Source organism: Aristaeella lactis (genome assembly GCF_018118585.1).
Classification (GTDB): domain Bacteria; phylum Bacillota; class Clostridia; order Christensenellales; family Aristaeellaceae; genus Aristaeella; species Aristaeella lactis.
Window position 1 is genome coordinate 2,782,815 of the sequence record NZ_CP069421.1, and the last position, 18,202, is coordinate 2,801,016.

General features: G+C 45.8%; 17 protein-coding genes and 1 riboswitch. All 17 genes read left to right on the forward strand.

Annotated features, from left to right (window positions below; translation table 11 throughout):
• Window positions 1-83 precede the first annotated feature (83 nt).
• The 17 genes from JYE50_RS12605 to yidD all read left to right on the forward strand — a co-directional run bounded on the left by JYE50_RS12605 (window position 84) and on the right by yidD (window position 18,199).
• Window positions 84-1,175, forward strand: coding sequence for a hypothetical protein (locus JYE50_RS12605; protein WP_084096405.1), 1,092 nt, complete (start codon window positions 84-86; stop codon window positions 1,173-1,175).
• A gap of 291 nt (window positions 1,176-1,466) precedes the next feature.
• Window positions 1,467-2,561, forward strand: coding sequence for a hypothetical protein (locus JYE50_RS12610; protein ID WP_084096407.1), 1,095 nt, complete (start codon window positions 1,467-1,469; stop codon window positions 2,559-2,561).
• A 28-nt stretch (window positions 2,562-2,589) separates the two neighbouring features.
• Window positions 2,590-4,491, forward strand: a complete 1,902-nt coding sequence (locus JYE50_RS12615; RefSeq protein ID WP_084096409.1) for a hypothetical protein — start codon at window positions 2,590-2,592, stop codon at window positions 4,489-4,491.
• Between the two features lie 247 nt (window positions 4,492-4,738).
• A complete protein-coding gene (locus tag JYE50_RS12620; RefSeq protein ID WP_084096411.1) occupies window positions 4,739-6,208 on the forward strand; it encodes a WG repeat-containing protein in 1,470 nt (489 codons plus the stop codon).
• 170 nt (window positions 6,209-6,378) lie between these two features.
• A complete protein-coding gene (locus tag JYE50_RS12625) occupies window positions 6,379-7,725 on the forward strand; it encodes a WG repeat-containing protein (RefSeq protein ID WP_084096413.1) in 1,347 nt (448 codons plus the stop codon).
• Window positions 7,726-7,783: 58 nt separating this feature from the next.
• Entirely contained in the window at window positions 7,784-8,551 is a 768-nt protein-coding gene (locus JYE50_RS12630) for a hypothetical protein (protein WP_084096415.1), read from the forward strand.
• Window positions 8,552-8,610: 59 nt separating this feature from the next.
• Window positions 8,611-10,017: a WG repeat-containing protein gene (locus tag JYE50_RS12635; protein ID WP_179138382.1), complete on the forward strand. Its 1,407-nt coding sequence runs from the start codon at window positions 8,611-8,613 to the stop codon at window positions 10,015-10,017.
• A gap of 49 nt (window positions 10,018-10,066) precedes the next feature.
• Window positions 10,067-11,164 carry a hypothetical protein gene (locus tag JYE50_RS12640; protein WP_084096419.1) on the forward strand — a complete coding sequence of 366 codons (1,098 nt, stop codon included), beginning with the start codon at window positions 10,067-10,069 and terminating at the stop codon, window positions 11,162-11,164.
• A gap of 312 nt (window positions 11,165-11,476) precedes the next feature.
• Entirely contained in the window at window positions 11,477-11,866 is a 390-nt protein-coding gene (locus JYE50_RS12645; protein ID WP_084096421.1) for a hypothetical protein, read from the forward strand.
• Between the two features lie 194 nt (window positions 11,867-12,060).
• The gene (locus tag JYE50_RS12650; RefSeq protein WP_283399234.1) at window positions 12,061-13,434 is read left to right on the forward strand and encodes a helicase HerA-like domain-containing protein; all 1,374 of its coding nucleotides are present in this window, start codon (window positions 12,061-12,063) and stop codon (window positions 13,432-13,434) included.
• A gap of 85 nt (window positions 13,435-13,519) precedes the next feature.
• Entirely contained in the window at window positions 13,520-14,284 is a 765-nt protein-coding gene (locus tag JYE50_RS12655) for a hypothetical protein (protein ID WP_084096425.1), read from the forward strand.
• Between the two features lie 68 nt (window positions 14,285-14,352).
• Window positions 14,353-14,748, forward strand: a complete 396-nt coding sequence (mscL, locus tag JYE50_RS12660) for a large conductance mechanosensitive channel protein MscL (RefSeq protein ID WP_084096427.1) — start codon at window positions 14,353-14,355, stop codon at window positions 14,746-14,748.
• Between the two features lie 235 nt (window positions 14,749-14,983).
• Window positions 14,984-15,556: a phosphate propanoyltransferase gene (pduL, locus tag JYE50_RS12665; RefSeq protein ID WP_084096429.1), complete on the forward strand. Its 573-nt coding sequence runs from the start codon at window positions 14,984-14,986 to the stop codon at window positions 15,554-15,556.
• 120 nt (window positions 15,557-15,676) lie between these two features.
• Window positions 15,677-15,790, forward strand: a riboswitch (SAM riboswitch).
• Between the two features lie 93 nt (window positions 15,791-15,883).
• Window positions 15,884-17,056: a methionine adenosyltransferase gene (gene metK, locus JYE50_RS12670; RefSeq protein ID WP_084096430.1), complete on the forward strand. Its 1,173-nt coding sequence runs from the start codon at window positions 15,884-15,886 to the stop codon at window positions 17,054-17,056.
• Between the two features lie 277 nt (window positions 17,057-17,333).
• Window positions 17,334-17,468 carry a 50S ribosomal protein L34 gene (gene rpmH / locus JYE50_RS12675; RefSeq protein ID WP_084096432.1) on the forward strand — a complete coding sequence of 45 codons (135 nt, stop codon included), beginning with the start codon at window positions 17,334-17,336 and terminating at the stop codon, window positions 17,466-17,468.
• 132 nt (window positions 17,469-17,600) lie between these two features.
• On the forward strand, window positions 17,601-17,960 hold the full coding sequence (gene rnpA / locus JYE50_RS12680) for a ribonuclease P protein component (protein WP_084096434.1): 360 nt from the start codon (window positions 17,601-17,603) through the stop codon (window positions 17,958-17,960).
• Window positions 17,957-18,199 carry a membrane protein insertion efficiency factor YidD gene (yidD, locus tag JYE50_RS12685; RefSeq protein WP_084096436.1) on the forward strand — a complete coding sequence of 81 codons (243 nt, stop codon included), beginning with the start codon at window positions 17,957-17,959 and terminating at the stop codon, window positions 18,197-18,199. Before rnpA ends, yidD begins: the two co-directional genes overlap by 4 nt.
• Window positions 18,200-18,202: the final 3 nt, after the last annotated feature.

Below are 18,202 nucleotides of genomic sequence, written 5' to 3' on the forward strand. Positions count from 1 at the left end.
AAAAATTTGAGATTTACAAAGAAGATCAAGAGAAAAAGAAAAAAAGTAACTAATGTCAGAAAGGCATAAAGGAGATATGTACTATGAGAAAAACGGTTTTATGTATTGTAATATCCATGGTGTTATTATTTCAATACTCGATATCAATATGTGAAACAACAGAGAACCAATCGGTGGAAATTAAGCTTGTTAGTTATGATTTCTCAGCATCGAACAATTGGGGCGAAAAAAACAGTATATATACGATAGGCGGCTCCTCATATGAATTTCTGGATACTGATTATGTTGGATTTGATTTAGCACAACACGAAGAGAACATGAGCATGCATAAGGTGTTACTTCGTTTTCAGATTGAGAATCATCAAATTAATGATGAAGAGAATAACATTGTTCAGATTATGAACGTCAGATCTTTTTGCCAAGGTGACTGTTATCTATTCCCTAAAGGACAAATGTTTTTTTCGACAGGTTATACGGAAGATGAAGGGGAAATGTTTGAGCGCTACTGGCTGTTGGAAGCATTGTGTGTCTATCCGATAGATATATATATCGAAGATGCTGTCGAATCTGCTATATACGATACAGAGTTCGAATGTGATATAGTTTTTGGTAAGGAAGAACAACAAAACGCTAAAATACATATTGATGACTCTGTAAAAAGAAAAAGGCTACTGGATGATAACGCATATTCTGCGGTTGTTTCATCAATAAAGGAGGAATCATTATCTGTTGATAGTGATTTCTACGATGAAGAATATATCAAAGGATATATTTCCAGATATATTCCACAAGCAGTTCAATGTGAATTGTTGGAGAATCCGGAAAATTTTGTGTTGACTAAAATATCATTCTATATTGAGAACAGGATTGGGGCAGGAATATGCAATATAAGGAGAAGGATGACTTATCCAACAGATAATATCTGGATGATATGGGGAACAGATGATTCGGGCGGCGATTTCCAAGTGTATTGGGGGAAAGGTAAGTATTTCTGTGAAGATATTTTATTACTATATCGAAAAAACAATTACCCACAAATAGAAGAATTGATGAATAAACTGAGGATTAGCATTAGCTTGTCAAATGAGTATGCTGGCTATATTGACTGGGAAGAAGGTGGTGGGTCAGGATGGCCTGGGCCTATAATAGAATTACCGTTAATATACAATAACTAAAGAGTGGAGACAGAGGATAATATGTAGTGCCCCAGCCAGTTTGCAAGAACGCAAGGAGACAAGGAGACAGGGGACGGTTCGCTGTCTCCTTTTCAGTCCCCTGTCTCCATCACAAGGTCCTGCAGACGCAGGGCTTTTCTTTACGAAAAAACACAGGGAAAAACCAGATTACTGGAAGCAATTGACAGCAAAAAACGTCATAATAGACAGAGAACAAAAAGCAATGGCAAAAGAGACGCGGAATTGTCCTGTATATGCCTTGATGGCACAGCGAACTAATAGGAGAAAAACATGATAAAAAAAGTGATATGTATATGCTTAATAGCAGTAATCCTTATACCTGGTATAGTATGTGCATTATCTATGGATAATACATATTTGCCAGAAGAGATTCGATTACTCATTCAGAAAGAAGAGACACTTAATGGGTTTGAATTGATAACAGCCGATGAGGATACATTGAGGGGATACCCGACAGATATATCATTGGTTATGCTGGCAAAAGGGGAGTGCTGTATCCTTTTTGTTGCAAGGGAAACGGATGCAGGATGGATTACACAAGCTTGTTCCCGCAAAAGCCTATATCCAACAAAGGTTATGAATGAAGGAATAAAACTCACAAAAATTGATTCACAACGCTTTGAAATAGGCTGGCCTGGCGAAACCTATCGATTCTATGCTGGAGGAACGGATCATTATTGCTGGTTCTATGAAGCGGAGATTCAGACTGACAAAGGAATATGTATTGCAAAAGGAGAAGGAAGAGAAAGCATTCTCTTTACATGCAACGGAGAAGAAACGAGATGGTTTCCACCATACTATGACAACCAAACATGGCTGAATTTTAACCCATATTTGTTTCCTAAAAGTATTGAAGAAGCTGACCGGAGCAATAGAATTATGGCATCCTTAAGCGAGTATTTTCCGGATGGGACTGCCATTAAAATCAAGCATTTGAAAAGAAAAACTCACTTGTATAACTGCCCTGATAAAAACAGCAAAGAAATAGACACATCTCTTTTATTTAAACAGGATACATTTATATATTATGGCTGTTTGGACGATGAATGGTACATTGTCGGTTATCAAAATGATCACGATTATTCCTGTGTGGGCTATATAACGAAGAAAATGCTATCCTTGAGCAAAAGGGAACAAAGGATTACAAAAATAGCATTATATAATACTCCGTTGATAGCTGAAGAAAACACATGGTTGACAATGGATCCTTTCTATTCTCAGAATCAGTATATAGAAATACCGGCTGGGACAAAAATGATTGGTCTGGGAGGATTAGACGCAAATTATGTATATGTTGAGGTTGAAATAAACGGGGAAACTATTAGAGGATTTGCACCCAAAAAACATTTGGACACTATTTGCTGAAATGAATGATTACAATGGAGAAAAAGTGATGAAACAGATGCGGATCGAGAAAGGGATTATTTGCCTGGCAGCAGTGATGATGCTGGTTATGATGCCTTTATGTGCATGCCGCGCAGAAACGGAAGATATCGAAGACTTACAGCCGGCAAACGTGAACATGACGCTTGTTTCGTATGATATTGTCGACAGATATAAAAGTACATATGAAGAATACAAAAAGAATGTTTGGCTTCGGTTTATTGTAGAGTATGATGAGGAACGCTTTACAATAGAAGATACAGAAATACTGTACTATGGTCCGAACGAAAACAGAGTTCTTGATGTCGAGTTATTATCCTCATCTGATCCATATATTTTTGATTACCGGTTTGGCTATATGCGGATGAAGGATCCTGTAGATGACAGTTATATCAGGGATCTGATAAGTGACGGGTATATGGAAGCCCGGTTTGTTTTGCGCGAAAAGGACAGCGGTGAAGAACTGGCAGTTGAATGCGATATAGACAGTGAAAATGCAGTTATGGAGACAGAGACAGATGAGGAAGCCTATGAGATAACTGTCAACAAATATGAGTATGAAGAGATTGACATATCAGATCGGAATCTTGATACGAAGCTAAGGATGTACAGAGATACGCATCCAGGAATAAAGTGTTACCGTGTCAAACTGTACGGAAAGGAGAAACGGAAACCTCCGTACAAAGTAATAGGCGCAGTAGAATTCTATTCCTTATCATCTTATCTGTCCCTTAACTGGGATGGCGGGGTTGGCGGCGTATCATCTTTCGAATGGCTTGACGCGTATGACCTTCTATATGAAACCGAGAAAGATATCTATTTCGAAGGGACTCTGTTGGCGGATGATACCGAATCCATTCCTGACCTCATCCGGAATGCTGAAATGGTTGTGACCTATTCAACGGAGTATGCGGGGACTTTTGACACATTTGATGCCGGGGATCGGTTTGACGGGCCAAGGATGTGCACTCCGATAAAAGTGAAACTGGCAAAGCCAGTGTCATATACTTTTTGCCTGGATTCATGGGATGATTCGCCGTTATATTATCCAAACATGGATGAGACTGGAAGAGAGTTTTTCTCTGACTATACAGACAGCGAACATAAACTTGTCTGGTTGCTGGGATGGATATATGGATCAGATTATATTCCTGATCTCGAAGACATAGAAGTATCATGTTCCATTGATGGTGTGAATGTCTGCATTCCTCCGTTTTTATCTGATACCAATACAATCAATATCGATGAAACAATGTGGTTCAGGATCGCAATTGCAATCAGCGTGGATAAGAATACAGAGCCGGAAGAAGCGGTCTATGCGCTGCTGCAACCTGATGCAATGATACTGAAAGGCAATGTAAACAAACAGGTCGTTGAGCTGAAACCAGTAACAGATCCCGGTATAAACACACCAATCAACCGGGATGCGATGGTATATAATGACAAACTGAAATTGTGGAAATACAGTTCATATCCTCAATCGCATATACGAATCGTATCTGTTGAACCTCTGACAGAAGAGTCTGAGACGCCTGATCTATGGCATTGTTCTTATTTATGGAATGGATACAGTTGCTGGGAGATTACGCTGGAGTGTGAACCGGCATCAGATGATTCCATATTTTATTGCTATGCCGGAATGGAATCTCCCCGAAGTGAAGAAATCTATATTTTCGAGGATCATGATTACTTTTATCCGGCATTTACAAACAAGGAAATTGGGAAGAATAATCAGTTTATGATCCATTTGGTGGTCAGAGATGGAAACGCATCCAGGGAAGATGTTGTTAATATGCTGTCTGATTCTCAGGTGGTCTTTCCGCTCTCATATGAACCGGTTTTTTATAACTGTATCGACTCAATTGAATTTGGACTATGGGCGACAAAAGGGGAAATTGACCTATGTGAATAAAGAGTTTCTACTTAACGGGAGACAGGAGACAGTTCTCTGCCTCCTTTTCAGTCCCCTGTCTCCCACCCTGTCTCCATCACAAGGTCCTGCAGATGCAGGGCCTTTTCTTTACGAAAAAACACAGGGAAAAACCAGAGAACTGGAAGCAATTGACAGCAAAAAACGTCATAATAGACAGAGAACAAAAGTAAGAGTAAAAGGAGATACAGAGTTGTCCCCTGTGATGAATAATTGAGAGGGAGATAAGATGAAAAGAATTATCATACCTGTACTCATACTGATTCTACTTTGTGAACTAGTGTGCTATGCCGAAGATACTGAGCAGGAATACGCCTATATGGATGGAATTGCCCGATACCGAAACGCGGAGGGGAAGCTGGGCTTGTTGAAGGAGCCTGGAATAGTTTTGGCAGCGGCAGAATATGACTATATTGGTTTCTTTGATCAGAATGGCTTGGCTCCGGTCTGTAAAACAGTGAATGGAGAAGAAAGTTGGGGAATGATCAGCCGGAATGGAAAAAAACTCATAGAATCAGATCAGTTTAGTTATATCTGTGAGCGGGAACACCCAGGGCTCGGTTATTCCGGACAATATGGTTCATATTACGCAGAAGGAAAAAACGGTGAAAAGTACGTTGTGTTTGCAGATGGAACAGTGAGCCGGTTTCCAGATCAGGAAGAATTAAATCTTACCGGCCTGCAGGCTGAGCGCAATTCTGATTTCTATTTTATAAACGGGTCGATTTTCCTTTATACCGACAAGGGATATCGGCTGTTTGACAAAAACTTTCAGCCCCTTTTCCCTGAAACGTGGAGCAATTGCATTCCTCTGCCATCCGGCGGAGGCTGCGTGCAGAAGGACGGCGGGCTCTGGGGAATCGTTGACAGCACTGGAAAGCTTACAGTGGATTATCTTTATGACTGGATGATCAGTACAGACTGGGGAATCATCGTAAAGGGTCAGGGAAGTGAAAAAGGGCAGGTTGGCATGATTTCCTGTGAGGGCAAAGTGCTTCTGCCGCTTCAATTTGAGGATATCGCCGTACCCTCAGAGAACCGGATCGCGGTTTTACAGGACGGCAAAGTCGGTTATATGAATCCGGAACTGGAATGGGTCATTTCTCCGCAGTGGGATGGAGCGGGGCAGTTTCATAATGGTTTAGCCGTTGTATATAACAGAGAGCGGAAATCGGTGATCGATGAGAATGGTCGCACGGTTCTGGATCTTTCGAATCAGGAACTGCGGGTCTTAAGAAGTGTGCAGATCGCTGTTTACGACGAAGAGAAAAAGCGGCTAACCCTATATGACCGGGAAGGCAAAATGATATCGGAGATACAGAATGTATATTTTCCGAACAGCATTGAGGAGAAAAGCGGGCTTCTGGCTGTTTATCTTGATAACGGAGAAGATCAGCCGGCAGCCGCAGTTGTGAACATTGATACCGGGGAAGTAATTTCTAAACCCGAATGGAAGACAATTGAACCGTTTGAGAACGGTTACGCGATTGTGAACTGCGGGGAGGAAGAGGAACCGAAGCTGGGTGTCATTGATGCTGATGGACAATATATTGTGAAGCCGGAGTATTCCTCCATATCACAAGCAGACGGAGTTTTTTATGCGGATAAGGAATATGAGGATTCCAGCGACAGTTTCATCTTTGACACACACGGTGATATTCTTGAAAGCATGCATTATTTGGGGCAATCATTTGGATGATAATATAAAGCAAAAGTGATGTGCACCCTCTTTACTGGACAACCAGTAAGGAGAGTGCATCAACCAGGATGGTCAGCCCATATGTGGAATAAAACTATCTCCTTTTTCTGGCATTATTCGAAAATAAATGCCTGGGGAATACAACCTGCTTTTGCAATAGGAGATTAAGGATGAAAAAGATAGTATTAGTAATTCTATGCTTAGTAATGTTTCTAATGTCGGGGCTTTCTGCTTATGCTGATGCAAGTGATAATATTGTAATCGGTTTTTATGATAAAAACGGAGTTGCCATCTATAAGGAAAATGATCGGTATGGCCTTATCAATACAGATGGTGTTAAACTTACAAAGGCAGAATATGACAGCATAATCATGGCCAAAGGGTTATATTTACCTTCATCTGAAGAGTATGGTTGGTATATTTACAGAAAAGGTGAGGAAGCAGGCTGTATCAGTAAAAATGGTAAAGTGGTGAAATATGATCCTGAGTGGAACAACAGCAAATACGAGTATTTTATCGGCAATCTGATGGTCATCAAAAATACTGTCACAAATAAATATAATATCTGCAACCCTGACGGAGATTTGCTGTCCGAAGGCTGGTATGAAAAAGTAACGGCTATGCCTCTAGGCGGAGCACTAATAGAAGACGGTGAAAATATTATTGAAATTGATGACAATGGGGAAGTTGTTGCTCAAATACAGGCGGATGGAGAAACTGTAGGCCGTTGTTCCGAAGAATATGTATATATGCATGATTCTTCGATACATGGAAAATGTTCACTGCGCAGCTTATCTGATTTAGCCAAAATAATAGGGGATTGTGATTTTATAGATTATACCGGTTATCACGATGGACTTATTCTTGCAAGAAGAAAAGATAAAATTGGGTTTTTTGATAAACAAGGTGTTTTGACTGTTCCGTTTATATATAACATTGGCTCGAACAATTTTTCCAATGGTAAAGCTGTTGTAGAGGACGATCTATTTTATTACTTTATAAATACGGCCGGTGAAGAATTGCATAAAATTAGAACAGATGCGATTTCCCTAATTACACATTTTTCAAAATGGGGCATACTTTTTTCGGAGGAAGATAAACAAATATGGGGTTTTATGGACGAACGGGGGAATGTTCTTTTTGAAGTGGATAGCAGTCGATATTCATGGTTCCCTGATCTTTATAGTTCGCTGGAATATATTCCGGTTTATGATACACTCAAAGAAAAGTATGGCATGATAAAACATGATGGGACATGGATTCTTGAAACGGAATATGATTCTGTTGGAGACTTTGAAGGTGAGTATACATATGCTGAATTGGGGTCACTCTATGGAATAATAAATAAGATGGGAGAATGGGTGTGTAAACCGCAATGGGAATTCCTTGACATGATTATTGAAAGAGATAAAGAGGTTTATATTATAGGCAGAAAAAGACAAGATTATGAAGTACAGGTATATAACATAAAAGGAGAATGGGTTTGTCCTTATTTCTGGAACAATAGTAAGTGGTAATGACTGCGCAGGAGACCGGGGATGCAGACAGGACAGTTTTCTGTCAGGGGGATTTGCTGTGAAACCAGTGTTGAAAGAAATATATCTTGATATGCTGAAACATATACAGGATTATGGGTTTAAACTATATAAAGGGAAAATCTGGAAATATGATCCTTCGATAGGTTATGTTATGTCGTTGGAGGTCGATTCAACAAGATGGGGAACACTCAACGATATTGTTTTATGTGCCGCAACGAGTCAGGAACCCGTAAAACTAAAAGAGACAAGAAAGGCGAACGGGTTTTATTTCAAGACATGCCTGCGGGTTGGCATGTATGTATTAAGACATGAAGGAAAACAAGTGATCACCTGGGATGATCCGTATGAAAAAGCAGATCTTGTTATGAAAAAACAATATGAAGCTTTGAAACCATATCTTGGAACATATTTATATCCTTTACTTATGTTTGATAATGACGTGGAAAAATATTTTGCAAGCATGGAAAAACTGTATCTGATGGAATGCGAAGCATATCTTGGAGAAAAAGGAGTCAAATGGCTGGATCTGGCACTTGAAGCATACAGACTGGGTGATATCAAGCGCTCCATGAGGATTATTGATTTGAATACAGATCTGTGTGAAAAGCAGATAGAAAAGTATAACGCAGAATCTAAAGACAGTGTGCGCTGGTGGATGCAGGAGAAACAAAAAACAATTGAGTTGGCAGACTTAATCAACAAAAAGCCAGAGACTGTTCGTCGTATTATTGATGAAAACAGGGCGATATCGGAGAAGACCTGTCAACAATTCTTTACTTCAAGGTTTTTCAGTCTGAAGTCATGAATGCTGGAGATAAAGGGGACGGGAGACAGTTCTCTGTCTCCCCGGAGGAGGTTAGCCATATGAGAAGATTCATAATATTCTTTTTGATTGGAATATGTTTATGGTCCCCTGTCTGTCGGTGCGAAACTGTTGAGAATACCTATATATGGGCACCTCAGGGAGAAGTATGCTACTTTGAAAAAGATGGACTGATCGGACTTATGAAGACTAACGGGGAAGTGCTCATTGAGCCAAGGTTCACGAACGCAAAGCCTTTTTATTTCAACATAGCTGTTGTGGAAGAAAATGGTCTTCTTGGTGCGATTACAGATAAAGGAGAGGTATTGATTGAGCCTGTTCATCAATGGGATGCCCTATATTTTATGGGCACTGCCATCAATAAAACCATGCATCATGAAACATTGATATATGAAAAAGAGCGAAAGTTTGGTTTTGTAACACTTGATGGTGTTATTAACGAAGAGCTATGGGACGATATATCCCCTTTTGTCGGTGGAACAGCAATTGTAAAGCGTAACAATCAATATAATTTGATTGACACGCAAGGCAGAATCCTGTGCCAGGAATGGTATTCGAAAATCAACTTTGATTATGATCAATTATCTTCTTCGCTTTTAGCGCAGGATGCGCAGGGAAAGTATGGGGCATTGGGACCCGCGGGAGAAGTTCTGATCTCCTTTGAATGGGATTATATAAGAAAAGCGGACGATTGCTATATCGTGGGGAAGGATGAGAAAAAAGGGATTTTAAACAGCAAGGGTGAACTTCGCGCTGCGCTGGAATGGGATGACATATCTTCTTTTTATGTTAAAAGCGGTGATCCCCTGATGGCACGAAAAGATGGGAAATGGGGTTTTATTGATCTGGACGGTAATCAGGTAATTCCTTTTTTATGGGATAACGTATATGCATTCTCCCAAGGGGTTGCAAAAGTCGAAACAGACAATCTGTCTGGTTTTATCAACAAAGAGGGCGAATATGTTATTCCATTACAAAAGATGGTAACAGATGATTATTTTGATTCAGACGAAACAGTTTGTTTTACTGATATAAACGATATAAACCAATGGGGATACATGGATCGAAACGGTAATATCCTTTGTAAAGTGAATTATCAGCATTATATGGGCGAACCAATAAAGCAGGAAGGTTTGAGTGTGGTAATAAAAGGTAAAAAAGATGGGTATATGGATATTTACGGAAATATGGTATTCCCCTTTCAATGGGAACTTGCAGATGGTTTTTCAAACGGTCTGGCGTTTGTAGGGGATGGGGAAGCATGGGCTGTCATAAACAACAAAGGTGAATATGTGACTGACTATATTTGGGCTATGCCGGGTTGCTTTGAGCAATATGATGAAATGCTGCTGTCCAAGGTATGTATGCGGACAGATACGGGGTTCGTGGAAGGGTATATCGACCAGAATGGTCAGCCCATATGCGGAGTAAAACTGCCTGTATGGTAAGAGCCAGGGGACGATTTCGTGTCTCCTGTATCCCTGGAGGAAGTGTAAAATGAAAAAAGAGTTATTGGTGTTGTTATGTATTGTTTGCTGTGCTTTGTGTTCAGTTTGTTATGCTTCAGGGTGTCAGGCAAGAATAACAGGAACAACATATGAATGTGCGGGTGAATTCAGGAATAACTGGGTTGGAAAAGCAACAGATTATATTTTTGTGCAGGACTCACAAGTTGATATAACAGAAAAAATGAAACACATCAAAGATATTCTTGCACAGTGTTCTTTATACAGTGAAGATGATATCAATGTACCAATAGAGGTAAAAAAAGTATCATGTGTTCAAACTCAGTTTGGAATGAATGATGATGATCTGATCAAAATGTATATGAATCCAGAACAGTACAGTCGTTTCTGGGCGCATTGCCGGATAGAAACCCGGGAAGACCTGCTTCTGTTGTATTCAGAGACGGATGATAAAGGTCTCTGGATAGACAGGGGCTGCGGACAGGAATTACCCAGATATGATGATGTGGAAATAAAAAAGGATATCAGCAATGACGTGTATTTGATCATCATCGTTCAAAATGACTTATTCGATGATGTGAATCAGGCGATAACCGGAGCGCACATCAGATTTGTGTTCTCGGACATGATAGGAAATGAGTATACATATACTGCGGATCTCAGCGAGGCTGTCCGGATTAATCCTGAAGAGGCAGTAACTTTTCAAATTGAATCCATAGAAGATAGTGAGACAAAGTTGGACGAGAATGTAATCCAATATTTTATGAAGTCTGGTGTTAAGGACAGAAACAAGAAGCAAAAGCTGACAGATCATCCGGATCAGTATGAATGCAGGTCATGTACTATCACTCTTTCGGATGAAAATCCTGAGTTTTACTTTGCCAAACCCGAGTTCGACTCAACTGAATCAGAGATCATTTTTGTGGATGAAGATATCTTTGATGGTTGTTCAGACATGGAGTCCAATACGATTATTCTGTACTATTTTGTTCCCAAACAAAAAAAGACACATGATACATTTGATGTTTGGCTAGTGGTGGAATTTGACAAATATGAAGCGAATTTCAACTCGTTCGGGTTTTCGTTTGGACCGTGCTACAGGGTACATCTGGGAGAAATAACACTGTAGAATCAAGAAGACAGGGAACGATTCAGGGAAGACAATGTATCGGAGTGCTGAATGAGTCAAACAGAACCGTCCCCGTTGACTCCGATTTTCTGTTGATGGATGAAATATAATTACAGGAGATACGAGACAAGGAGACAGGGTTATAGATGCACAATTATAATGATTTGGAAGCAGATTATCCAGACAGGTTCTCTGGGAAAAGACAACAGGTATTGCATGAGACTCTCCGAGACCATAAAATGTGGAGACGGGGGAAGTATTGAGCAATAACGGACAGAGGCCCCTGTTGACCCGGGAAAGAGGTATTGAAGGATGAACAGGAAAGAGGAAAAGATCCTGGAACGAATTGACTGGATCTGGAAACAGCTGGGTATATCGTTGATCCTTTTCGTCCTGGGAATAATGCTGCTTGGCTGGCTTATCTCCTCTCAGCGCGGTGGCCAATTCATGGATGGCATATCGAATGAATGGCCGGGGTATCTGTTTTTTGGATCAGTATTTGGCGGATTATACCTGATATTTGAATTTGTGGCAGATGACCATGTTTACAGGAGATCTAATATAAGGACAAGACGGTTCGGGCGTTTTTGTGGTTTTTTGTTAATGATAGCACCGGCGCTTTTTGTTATCATCTTTGTTTACCGGCTTTATGAGCTGAGAAAACTGCACAAATCATTACCGGATGACTGGAGAAGGCAATGAGCCTGAAGGGAACGCTGAAAGCCGAAGGATAAAAGGCCGGAAATGAAGAAAAAGCAGGGGTTTGCCTTGGCGCAAACACCTGCTTTTTTGTTACCGGAAATACAATGCAAAACCCCTCAAAATCTTGACGGTACAAGGGAAACTGTGTAAAATATATCAAAAGAAGACAATAATCGGATATGGGAGGGATACTGGTGCTTTACAATGGCAAGATCTGGATCGGGTCCTGCGAAAACGGCACCCCTGTGTATCTGCTGCCCTCCATGGCTAACCGCCACGGCCTGATCGCCGGTGCGACGGGTACCGGCAAGACCGTTTCCCTGAAAGTGCTGGCGGAAGGCTTTTCCGATCTTGGCGTTCCGGTGTTCCTGAGCGATATCAAGAGCGACCTGAGCGGCATGGTCATGGACGGCACCCCGACAGAAGCGATCGATAAGCGGCTGGGGAAGTGCGGCGTGCCGAAGGATGTGTTCAAATACACCTCCTATCCGACAGAATACTGGGATGTATACGGGGAACAGGGCATTCCGATCCGGGCGACAGTGCAGGACATGGGTCCGCTGCTGATGAGCCGGATGCTGAACCTGAACGAGACCCAGAGCGGCGTGATGAATATCGCGTTCCGGGTGGCCGCACGGGAGAACATTCCGCTGGAACACCTGCAGGACCTGAAAAACCTGCTGATCCACGTGGGTGAGAACGCGAAGGAATATACCCTGGAATACGGCAATGTTTCCGCGGCCAGCGTGGGCGCCATCCAGCGGGCTGTGGGCGTGCTGGAGGACCAGGGCGGCAACGTATTCTTCCGGGAACCGGCCATTGATATCAACGACTGGATCCAGGTGGACCCGGCCAGCGGCAGGGGGAAGATCAACATTCTGTGCGCGGACCGGCTGTTCAACAATCCCACGATGTACTCCACCTTCCTGCTGTGGATGCTGACGAAGCTGTATGACCTGCTTCCGGAGCGGGGAGACGCCGATAAACCGATCGTTGTGTTCTTCTTTGATGAAGCACACCTGTTGTTCAACAACTGCAGCCGGTCCCTGATGGAAAAGATCGAACAGGTGGTCCGGCTGGTCCGCTCCAAGGGCGTGGGCGTGTATTTCATCACCCAGAGCCCCGCGGACATTCCCATGACGATCCTTGGCCAGCTGGGTAACCGCATCCAGCACGCCCTGCGGGCATACACCCCGCTGGACCAGAAGGCGGTCAAGGTCGCGGCACAGACGTTCCGGACGAATCCGTCCTTTGATACAGAAGAAGCCATTACCACCCTGAAGACAGGCGAGGCACTGGTTTCCTTCCTGGATGAGCACGGAGCTCCGAGCGTGGTGGAGCGGGCCACCATTCTACCCCCGCAAAGCTATATGGGTGCGATCAGCCAGGAAATCCGCAGGATGGTCATCAACGCCAGTCCCATGAAGGACAAGTATGAAGATGCAGAGCCTGCAGATGATCCCGGAACTCAGGAACAGCCGACACCGCCTGCACCGCCGGTACCACAGGTACAGGAAATGGATCCACAGCGGTTTAAGCTGATAAACGGCCAGTGGTACTATTTCTGAGGTGCGGCAGGAAGCTGATCTCCATTGTCACTGTTTACTTAACGACCCCGGAACGGCGCAGGGAGGAGAGCGCCGCAGAGAGAAGATGGCAACATTCAAAGTATTCGATCCTACCACCGGTCAGTATGTTGAAAAAGAAGTCGAAGGCATGGCTCCTGTGGCTGAGGCCGTGAAGGAAGCTGCCGCTCCCGTTGTGGAAGCTGTGCAGGAAGCTGCCGCTCCCGTGGTTGAGGCGGTTCAGCAGGCCGCGGCTCCCGTGGTTGAAGCCGTGCAGCAGGCAGCTGCCCCTGTGGTGGAAGCTGTTCAGCAGGGCACTGTGGTTGAAGCAGTCCAGCAGGCTGCCGCTCCTGTCGTGAATGCCGTGCAGCAGGCCGCCCAGCCCGTGGTGCAGGCTGTGCAGCAGGCTGCGCAGCCCGTGGTTCAGGCTGTCCAGCAGGCTGTTCCCACCATTCAGGTGCAGCCCCAGGCCCAGAAGATGCCCGTGATGGTGCTCGACCAGGCTACCGGCCAGTATGTGCAGCAGATGGTGGACATGGTACTTGATCCCGCGACCGGGAACTATGTGCCCGCCCCCGTGGCTGTGGATCCCAAAGCTCTGGAAGCCCAGCAGAAGGCTGCTGCCGCTGCCGCCAAGGAAGCGGAGCGGAAAGCCCGTGAGCAGGAAGCGGCTGAACGCCGTGCCCGCAATGACCAGCTGCGTGAAGAAGCGGCTGAGCGTGCCCGCCGGAATGACTCCGTTGCCGGCCGTGTAAAGAACACCGCGATCAGCTCCGCAACCCGTACGATTGTAAACGGCCTGATCAAAAATCTGGGCAAAGCGATCGGCGGCATTTTCGGCAGCAAAAAGTGATGACGACGAACGGCTGCGACGATCACAATTGAAAAAACATATATAATAATACGGGGAGGATCTGAATTATGAAAAAGCTTCTTAAAGAGTTCAAAGACTTCGCAATGAAGGGTAATGTCCTGGACCTGGCAGTAGCCGTTGTTCTGGGCGCCGCGTTCAACAAGGTTGTCACCGCTGTGGTGGAAATCTTCCTGAACCCGATTATTGAGAGCCTGCCCAAGATCGAAGACGGCGGATCCGCCTGGACCGCTCCGCTGATCTCCTTCGCGGCTGTGGTTGTTGAATTCCTGCTTACTGCCCTGGTGCTCTTCATCATCGTGAAGGCTGCCAACAAGGCCAAGAACCTGAAGAAGAAGGAAGAAGCTCCCGCGGAACCCACCACCAAGGTGTGCCCCTTCTGCCAGAGCGAGATCAGCATCAAGGCTACCCGCTGCCCGAACTGCACCAGCGAACTCAAAGACTAATTCAGAATTCAGAATTAAGAATTCAGAATTATATGTTTTTCTGCAAGACTGGGTTATATCCCTAGTCCTGTCTGGAAAGACAAGGTTGTTTTGATTATGGAATAACCGATACAATATGGAGGCACATATGCACTGGCGCATAATGTGCCTCCGTGCTATAATTCCTGATTGGTTGGCTGCCTGAAGCAAAACGGAAGGTGGAAACCGTGAGAATAACAGAAAGAGAGATATATCCATGAAAAAGATTCTGGTTGAAACTTCTGCCCGCCACGTGCATGTGACCAAGGAAGACCTGGAAGCCCTGTTCGGCGCGGGTCATGAGCTGACTGTGAAGAGCTGGCTGAGCCAGCCCGGACAGTTCGCCAGCGAAGAGCAGGTGGACGTGGTCGGCCCCAAGAACACACTGAAGCGCGTCCGTATCCTCGGGCCTGTCCGTCCCGCCACCCAGGTGGAGCTTTCCCTGACTGACGCCCGTTCCATCGGCGTGACCGCTCCCGTACGTGAGTCCGGTGACATCGCCGGTTCCGGCGCCTGCAAGCTGGTTGGCCCCGCGGGCGAGGTTGAAGTAGCCGAAGGCGTGATCGCCGCCAAGCGCCACATCCATATGACTCCTGCCGATGCTGAAGAGTTCGGCGTGAAGGACAAGGACGTTGTTTCCGTGAAGGTGGATACCGACGGCCGCGCCCTGACCTTCGGTGACGTTGTGGTCCGCGTGAGCGAGAAGTTCTCCCTGGCGATGCATATCGACACGGATGAGAGCAACGCTGCCTGCGCCGTGAACGGCACTATGGGCGAACTGATCAAATAATGAACAATGAACAATTAATTGTTTATCAAAAGCAGGGTCCGGAAACGGATCCTGCTTTTTGGTATATATTATATATTGACAAGGGTACAGGGTACAGATATAATAGCTCCGCAACTGAATACCTTATCACGAGTGACCGAGGGATGGGCCCGATGACGTCACGGCAACCGGCTTGAGCAAGGTGCCAAATCCCGCAGCGTGCACACCCCCATGGGAGGCGCTGACAGATAAGGACGGTCTGAAGAGATCGAATCCCGCCTGGTTTGTGTGCAAGCCAGGCGGTTTGCTTTTGCAGCGGACTATATGAACAGAAAAGGAGAGAAAAAGATGCGCAGACTGTTTACTTCCGAATCCGTTACCGAGGGACATCCTGATAAACTGTGCGACCAGGTTTCCGACGCGGTGCTGGACGCCATCCTGGAGAATGATCCCACTGCCCGCGTGGCCTGCGAGACCTTCGCCACCACGGGAATTATCACCGTCATGGGTGAGATCACCACTACTTCCTATGTGGACATCAATGCCATTGTCCGGAAGGTTGTGACCGAGATCGGTTATGATTCTCCCGAAAAATCCTTCAACGGCAACACCTGTGCCGTAATGACCGCTATCCATGAGCAGAGCCCCGATATCGCCATGGGTGTGAATGACGCCCTGGAGACCCGGGGTGACAACAAGGAAGCGGATATCGGCGCGGGCGACCAGGGTATGATGTTTGGCTATGCCTGTACCGAAACCCCCGAAAGGATGCCCCTGGCGATTGCCCTGAGCCACCGGATGGCGCTTCGCCTGACGCAGGTGCGCAAGGACGGCACCCTGCCTTTCCTCTATCCGGACGGAAAAACCCAGGTGACTGTGGAATATGAAAACGACAAGCCCGTGGCGGTGGACACCGTTGTTGTTTCTGCCCAGCATTCCGCTGACGTGGATATGGATGTGCTGCGGAAGGAAATTAAGGAGCAGGTGATCCTGCCCATTATCCCCAAGGAGCTGCTGACGGAAAAGACCCGGATCCTGATCAACCCCACCGGCCGTTTCGTTATCGGCGGACCGACCGGCGATACCGGTCTGACCGGCCGGAAGATCATTGTGGACACCTACGGCGGTTCCGCACCCCATGGCGGCGGATGCTTCTCCGGCAAGGATCCGACCAAGGTGGACCGGAGCGCTGCCTACGCTGCCCGCCATGCCGCGAAGAACGTGGTGGCTGCCGGCCTTGCGGAGCGCTGCCAGATCCAGCTGGCCTATGCCATCGGCGTGGCGGAACCCGTCAGCGTGCTGGTGGATACCTTCGGTACCGGTGTGATGCCGGATGACAAGCTGGCGGAGATCGTGACAAAGGTGTTTGACTTCCGTCCTTCCGCCATCATTGAGCGGCTGAACCTGCGCCGCCCGATCTACCGGCAGACTGCCGCCTACGGTCATTTCGGCCGGACGGATGTGGATCTGCCCTGGGAGAAGGAAGACTATGTTGAAGCTTTGAAAAGCTTCAACAAATGAACAATGAACAATTAACAATGAACAATGACATTCTTTTGGACTGAAATAGTCGTCAATAGGGTATTGTTGTTCTCTGAACCACAGGATATTGTGGAGAGTATTGTAAAGCATTGGAAGCGTGCAATCCTTGCCAAAAAAGGCTTGACAAGGATTCGACAATTCTGATATATTTATTTAGCTGTCCGTTCATTGCGGACATGCATCGTAAGACGTTCCCCGGAACCGGGTCTGCTCCCGGGATCCGCAAAACGAGTTAAATCTGTGAGGAGTGTTGACCATGTTCCGTACTTATCAGCCCAAGAAGCGCCAGCGCAGCAAGGTGCATGGCTTCCGCGCCCGTATGGCGACCAAGAATGGCCGCCGGGTTCTGGCTGCCCGCCGTCGCCGCGGCCGCAAGGAACTGACGGTGTAATTACCGCCGTAAAGCCTGCTTCAGTATGACTGTGGATAAGGCCCGCCCGTTGAAGATGGGCGGGCTTTTCCTCATAAAGGCGCTGTTTTACCGGCGCCGGGGGATACTCCGCGCGGAGCGGAAGGAAAACGAATGGAAAGACGTTATCGGCTGAAGAAAAACAAGGCGTTCCAGTATGTCTATCGTAGAGGACATTCTGTCGCCTGCCGTAATCTGGTCATGCTTCTTGCCCCGGGCAGGGAGCTGAAGATCGGGTTTTCCGTCAGCAAGAAAACAGGCAACGCTGTGACCCGGAACAAGATCAAGCGCCGCCTGCGGGAATGCTTCCGGCCCTATTTAGGGGATGTGAAAACCGGTCTGTACGTTATTGTCGCCAGAGCTTCAGCTGCAGAGGCCGCCTTCGAAGACCTGAAGAAGGATGTGCGGTATCTGCTGAAAAAGCAGAACGCACTGCTGAAACGTTCTTCAGATGAAGGGAACCGCGCCGAATGAAACGCTTTCTTCTGTTCCTGATCCGTTTCTACAGACGGGAGCTGAGCCCGCGCAAGCATAAACCCTCCTGCCGCTATATTCCCACCTGTTCAGAATACGCCGTAACAGCGATCGAGCGGTACGGCGCCTGGAAGGGCGGGCGGATGGCGGCCTGGCGGCTGCTTCGCTGCAACCCATTCAGCAAGGGTGGTTATGATCCCGTACCGGATGATCCCTGCACTACTTTAAGGAGGGAATAACCC

Coding starts and splice junctions, on each gene's coding strand:
- JYE50_RS12625 (WP_084096413.1), top strand. CDS start 6,379: ATGAAAAAGATAGTATTAGTAATTCTATGCTTAGTAATGTTTCTAATG.
- yidD (WP_084096436.1), top strand. CDS start 17,957: ATGAAACGCTTTCTTCTGTTCCTGATCCGTTTCTACAGACGGGAGCTG.
- JYE50_RS12645 (WP_084096421.1), top strand. CDS start 11,477: ATGAACAGGAAAGAGGAAAAGATCCTGGAACGAATTGACTGGATCTGG.
- JYE50_RS12640 (WP_084096419.1), top strand. CDS start 10,067: ATGAAAAAAGAGTTATTGGTGTTGTTATGTATTGTTTGCTGTGCTTTG.
- rnpA (WP_084096434.1), top strand. CDS start 17,601: ATGGAAAGACGTTATCGGCTGAAGAAAAACAAGGCGTTCCAGTATGTC.
- JYE50_RS12610 (WP_084096407.1), top strand. CDS start 1,467: ATGATAAAAAAAGTGATATGTATATGCTTAATAGCAGTAATCCTTATA.
- metK (WP_084096430.1), top strand. CDS start 15,884: ATGCGCAGACTGTTTACTTCCGAATCCGTTACCGAGGGACATCCTGAT.
- JYE50_RS12635 (WP_179138382.1), top strand. CDS start 8,611: ATGAGAAGATTCATAATATTCTTTTTGATTGGAATATGTTTATGGTCC.
- pduL (WP_084096429.1), top strand. CDS start 14,984: ATGAAAAAGATTCTGGTTGAAACTTCTGCCCGCCACGTGCATGTGACC.
- JYE50_RS12615 (WP_084096409.1), top strand. CDS start 2,590: ATGAAACAGATGCGGATCGAGAAAGGGATTATTTGCCTGGCAGCAGTG.
- JYE50_RS12605 (WP_084096405.1), top strand. CDS start 84: ATGAGAAAAACGGTTTTATGTATTGTAATATCCATGGTGTTATTATTT.
- mscL (WP_084096427.1), top strand. CDS start 14,353: ATGAAAAAGCTTCTTAAAGAGTTCAAAGACTTCGCAATGAAGGGTAAT.
- JYE50_RS12655 (WP_084096425.1), top strand. CDS start 13,520: ATGGCAACATTCAAAGTATTCGATCCTACCACCGGTCAGTATGTTGAA.
- rpmH (WP_084096432.1), top strand. CDS start 17,334: ATGTTCCGTACTTATCAGCCCAAGAAGCGCCAGCGCAGCAAGGTGCAT.
- JYE50_RS12620 (WP_084096411.1), top strand. CDS start 4,739: ATGAAAAGAATTATCATACCTGTACTCATACTGATTCTACTTTGTGAA.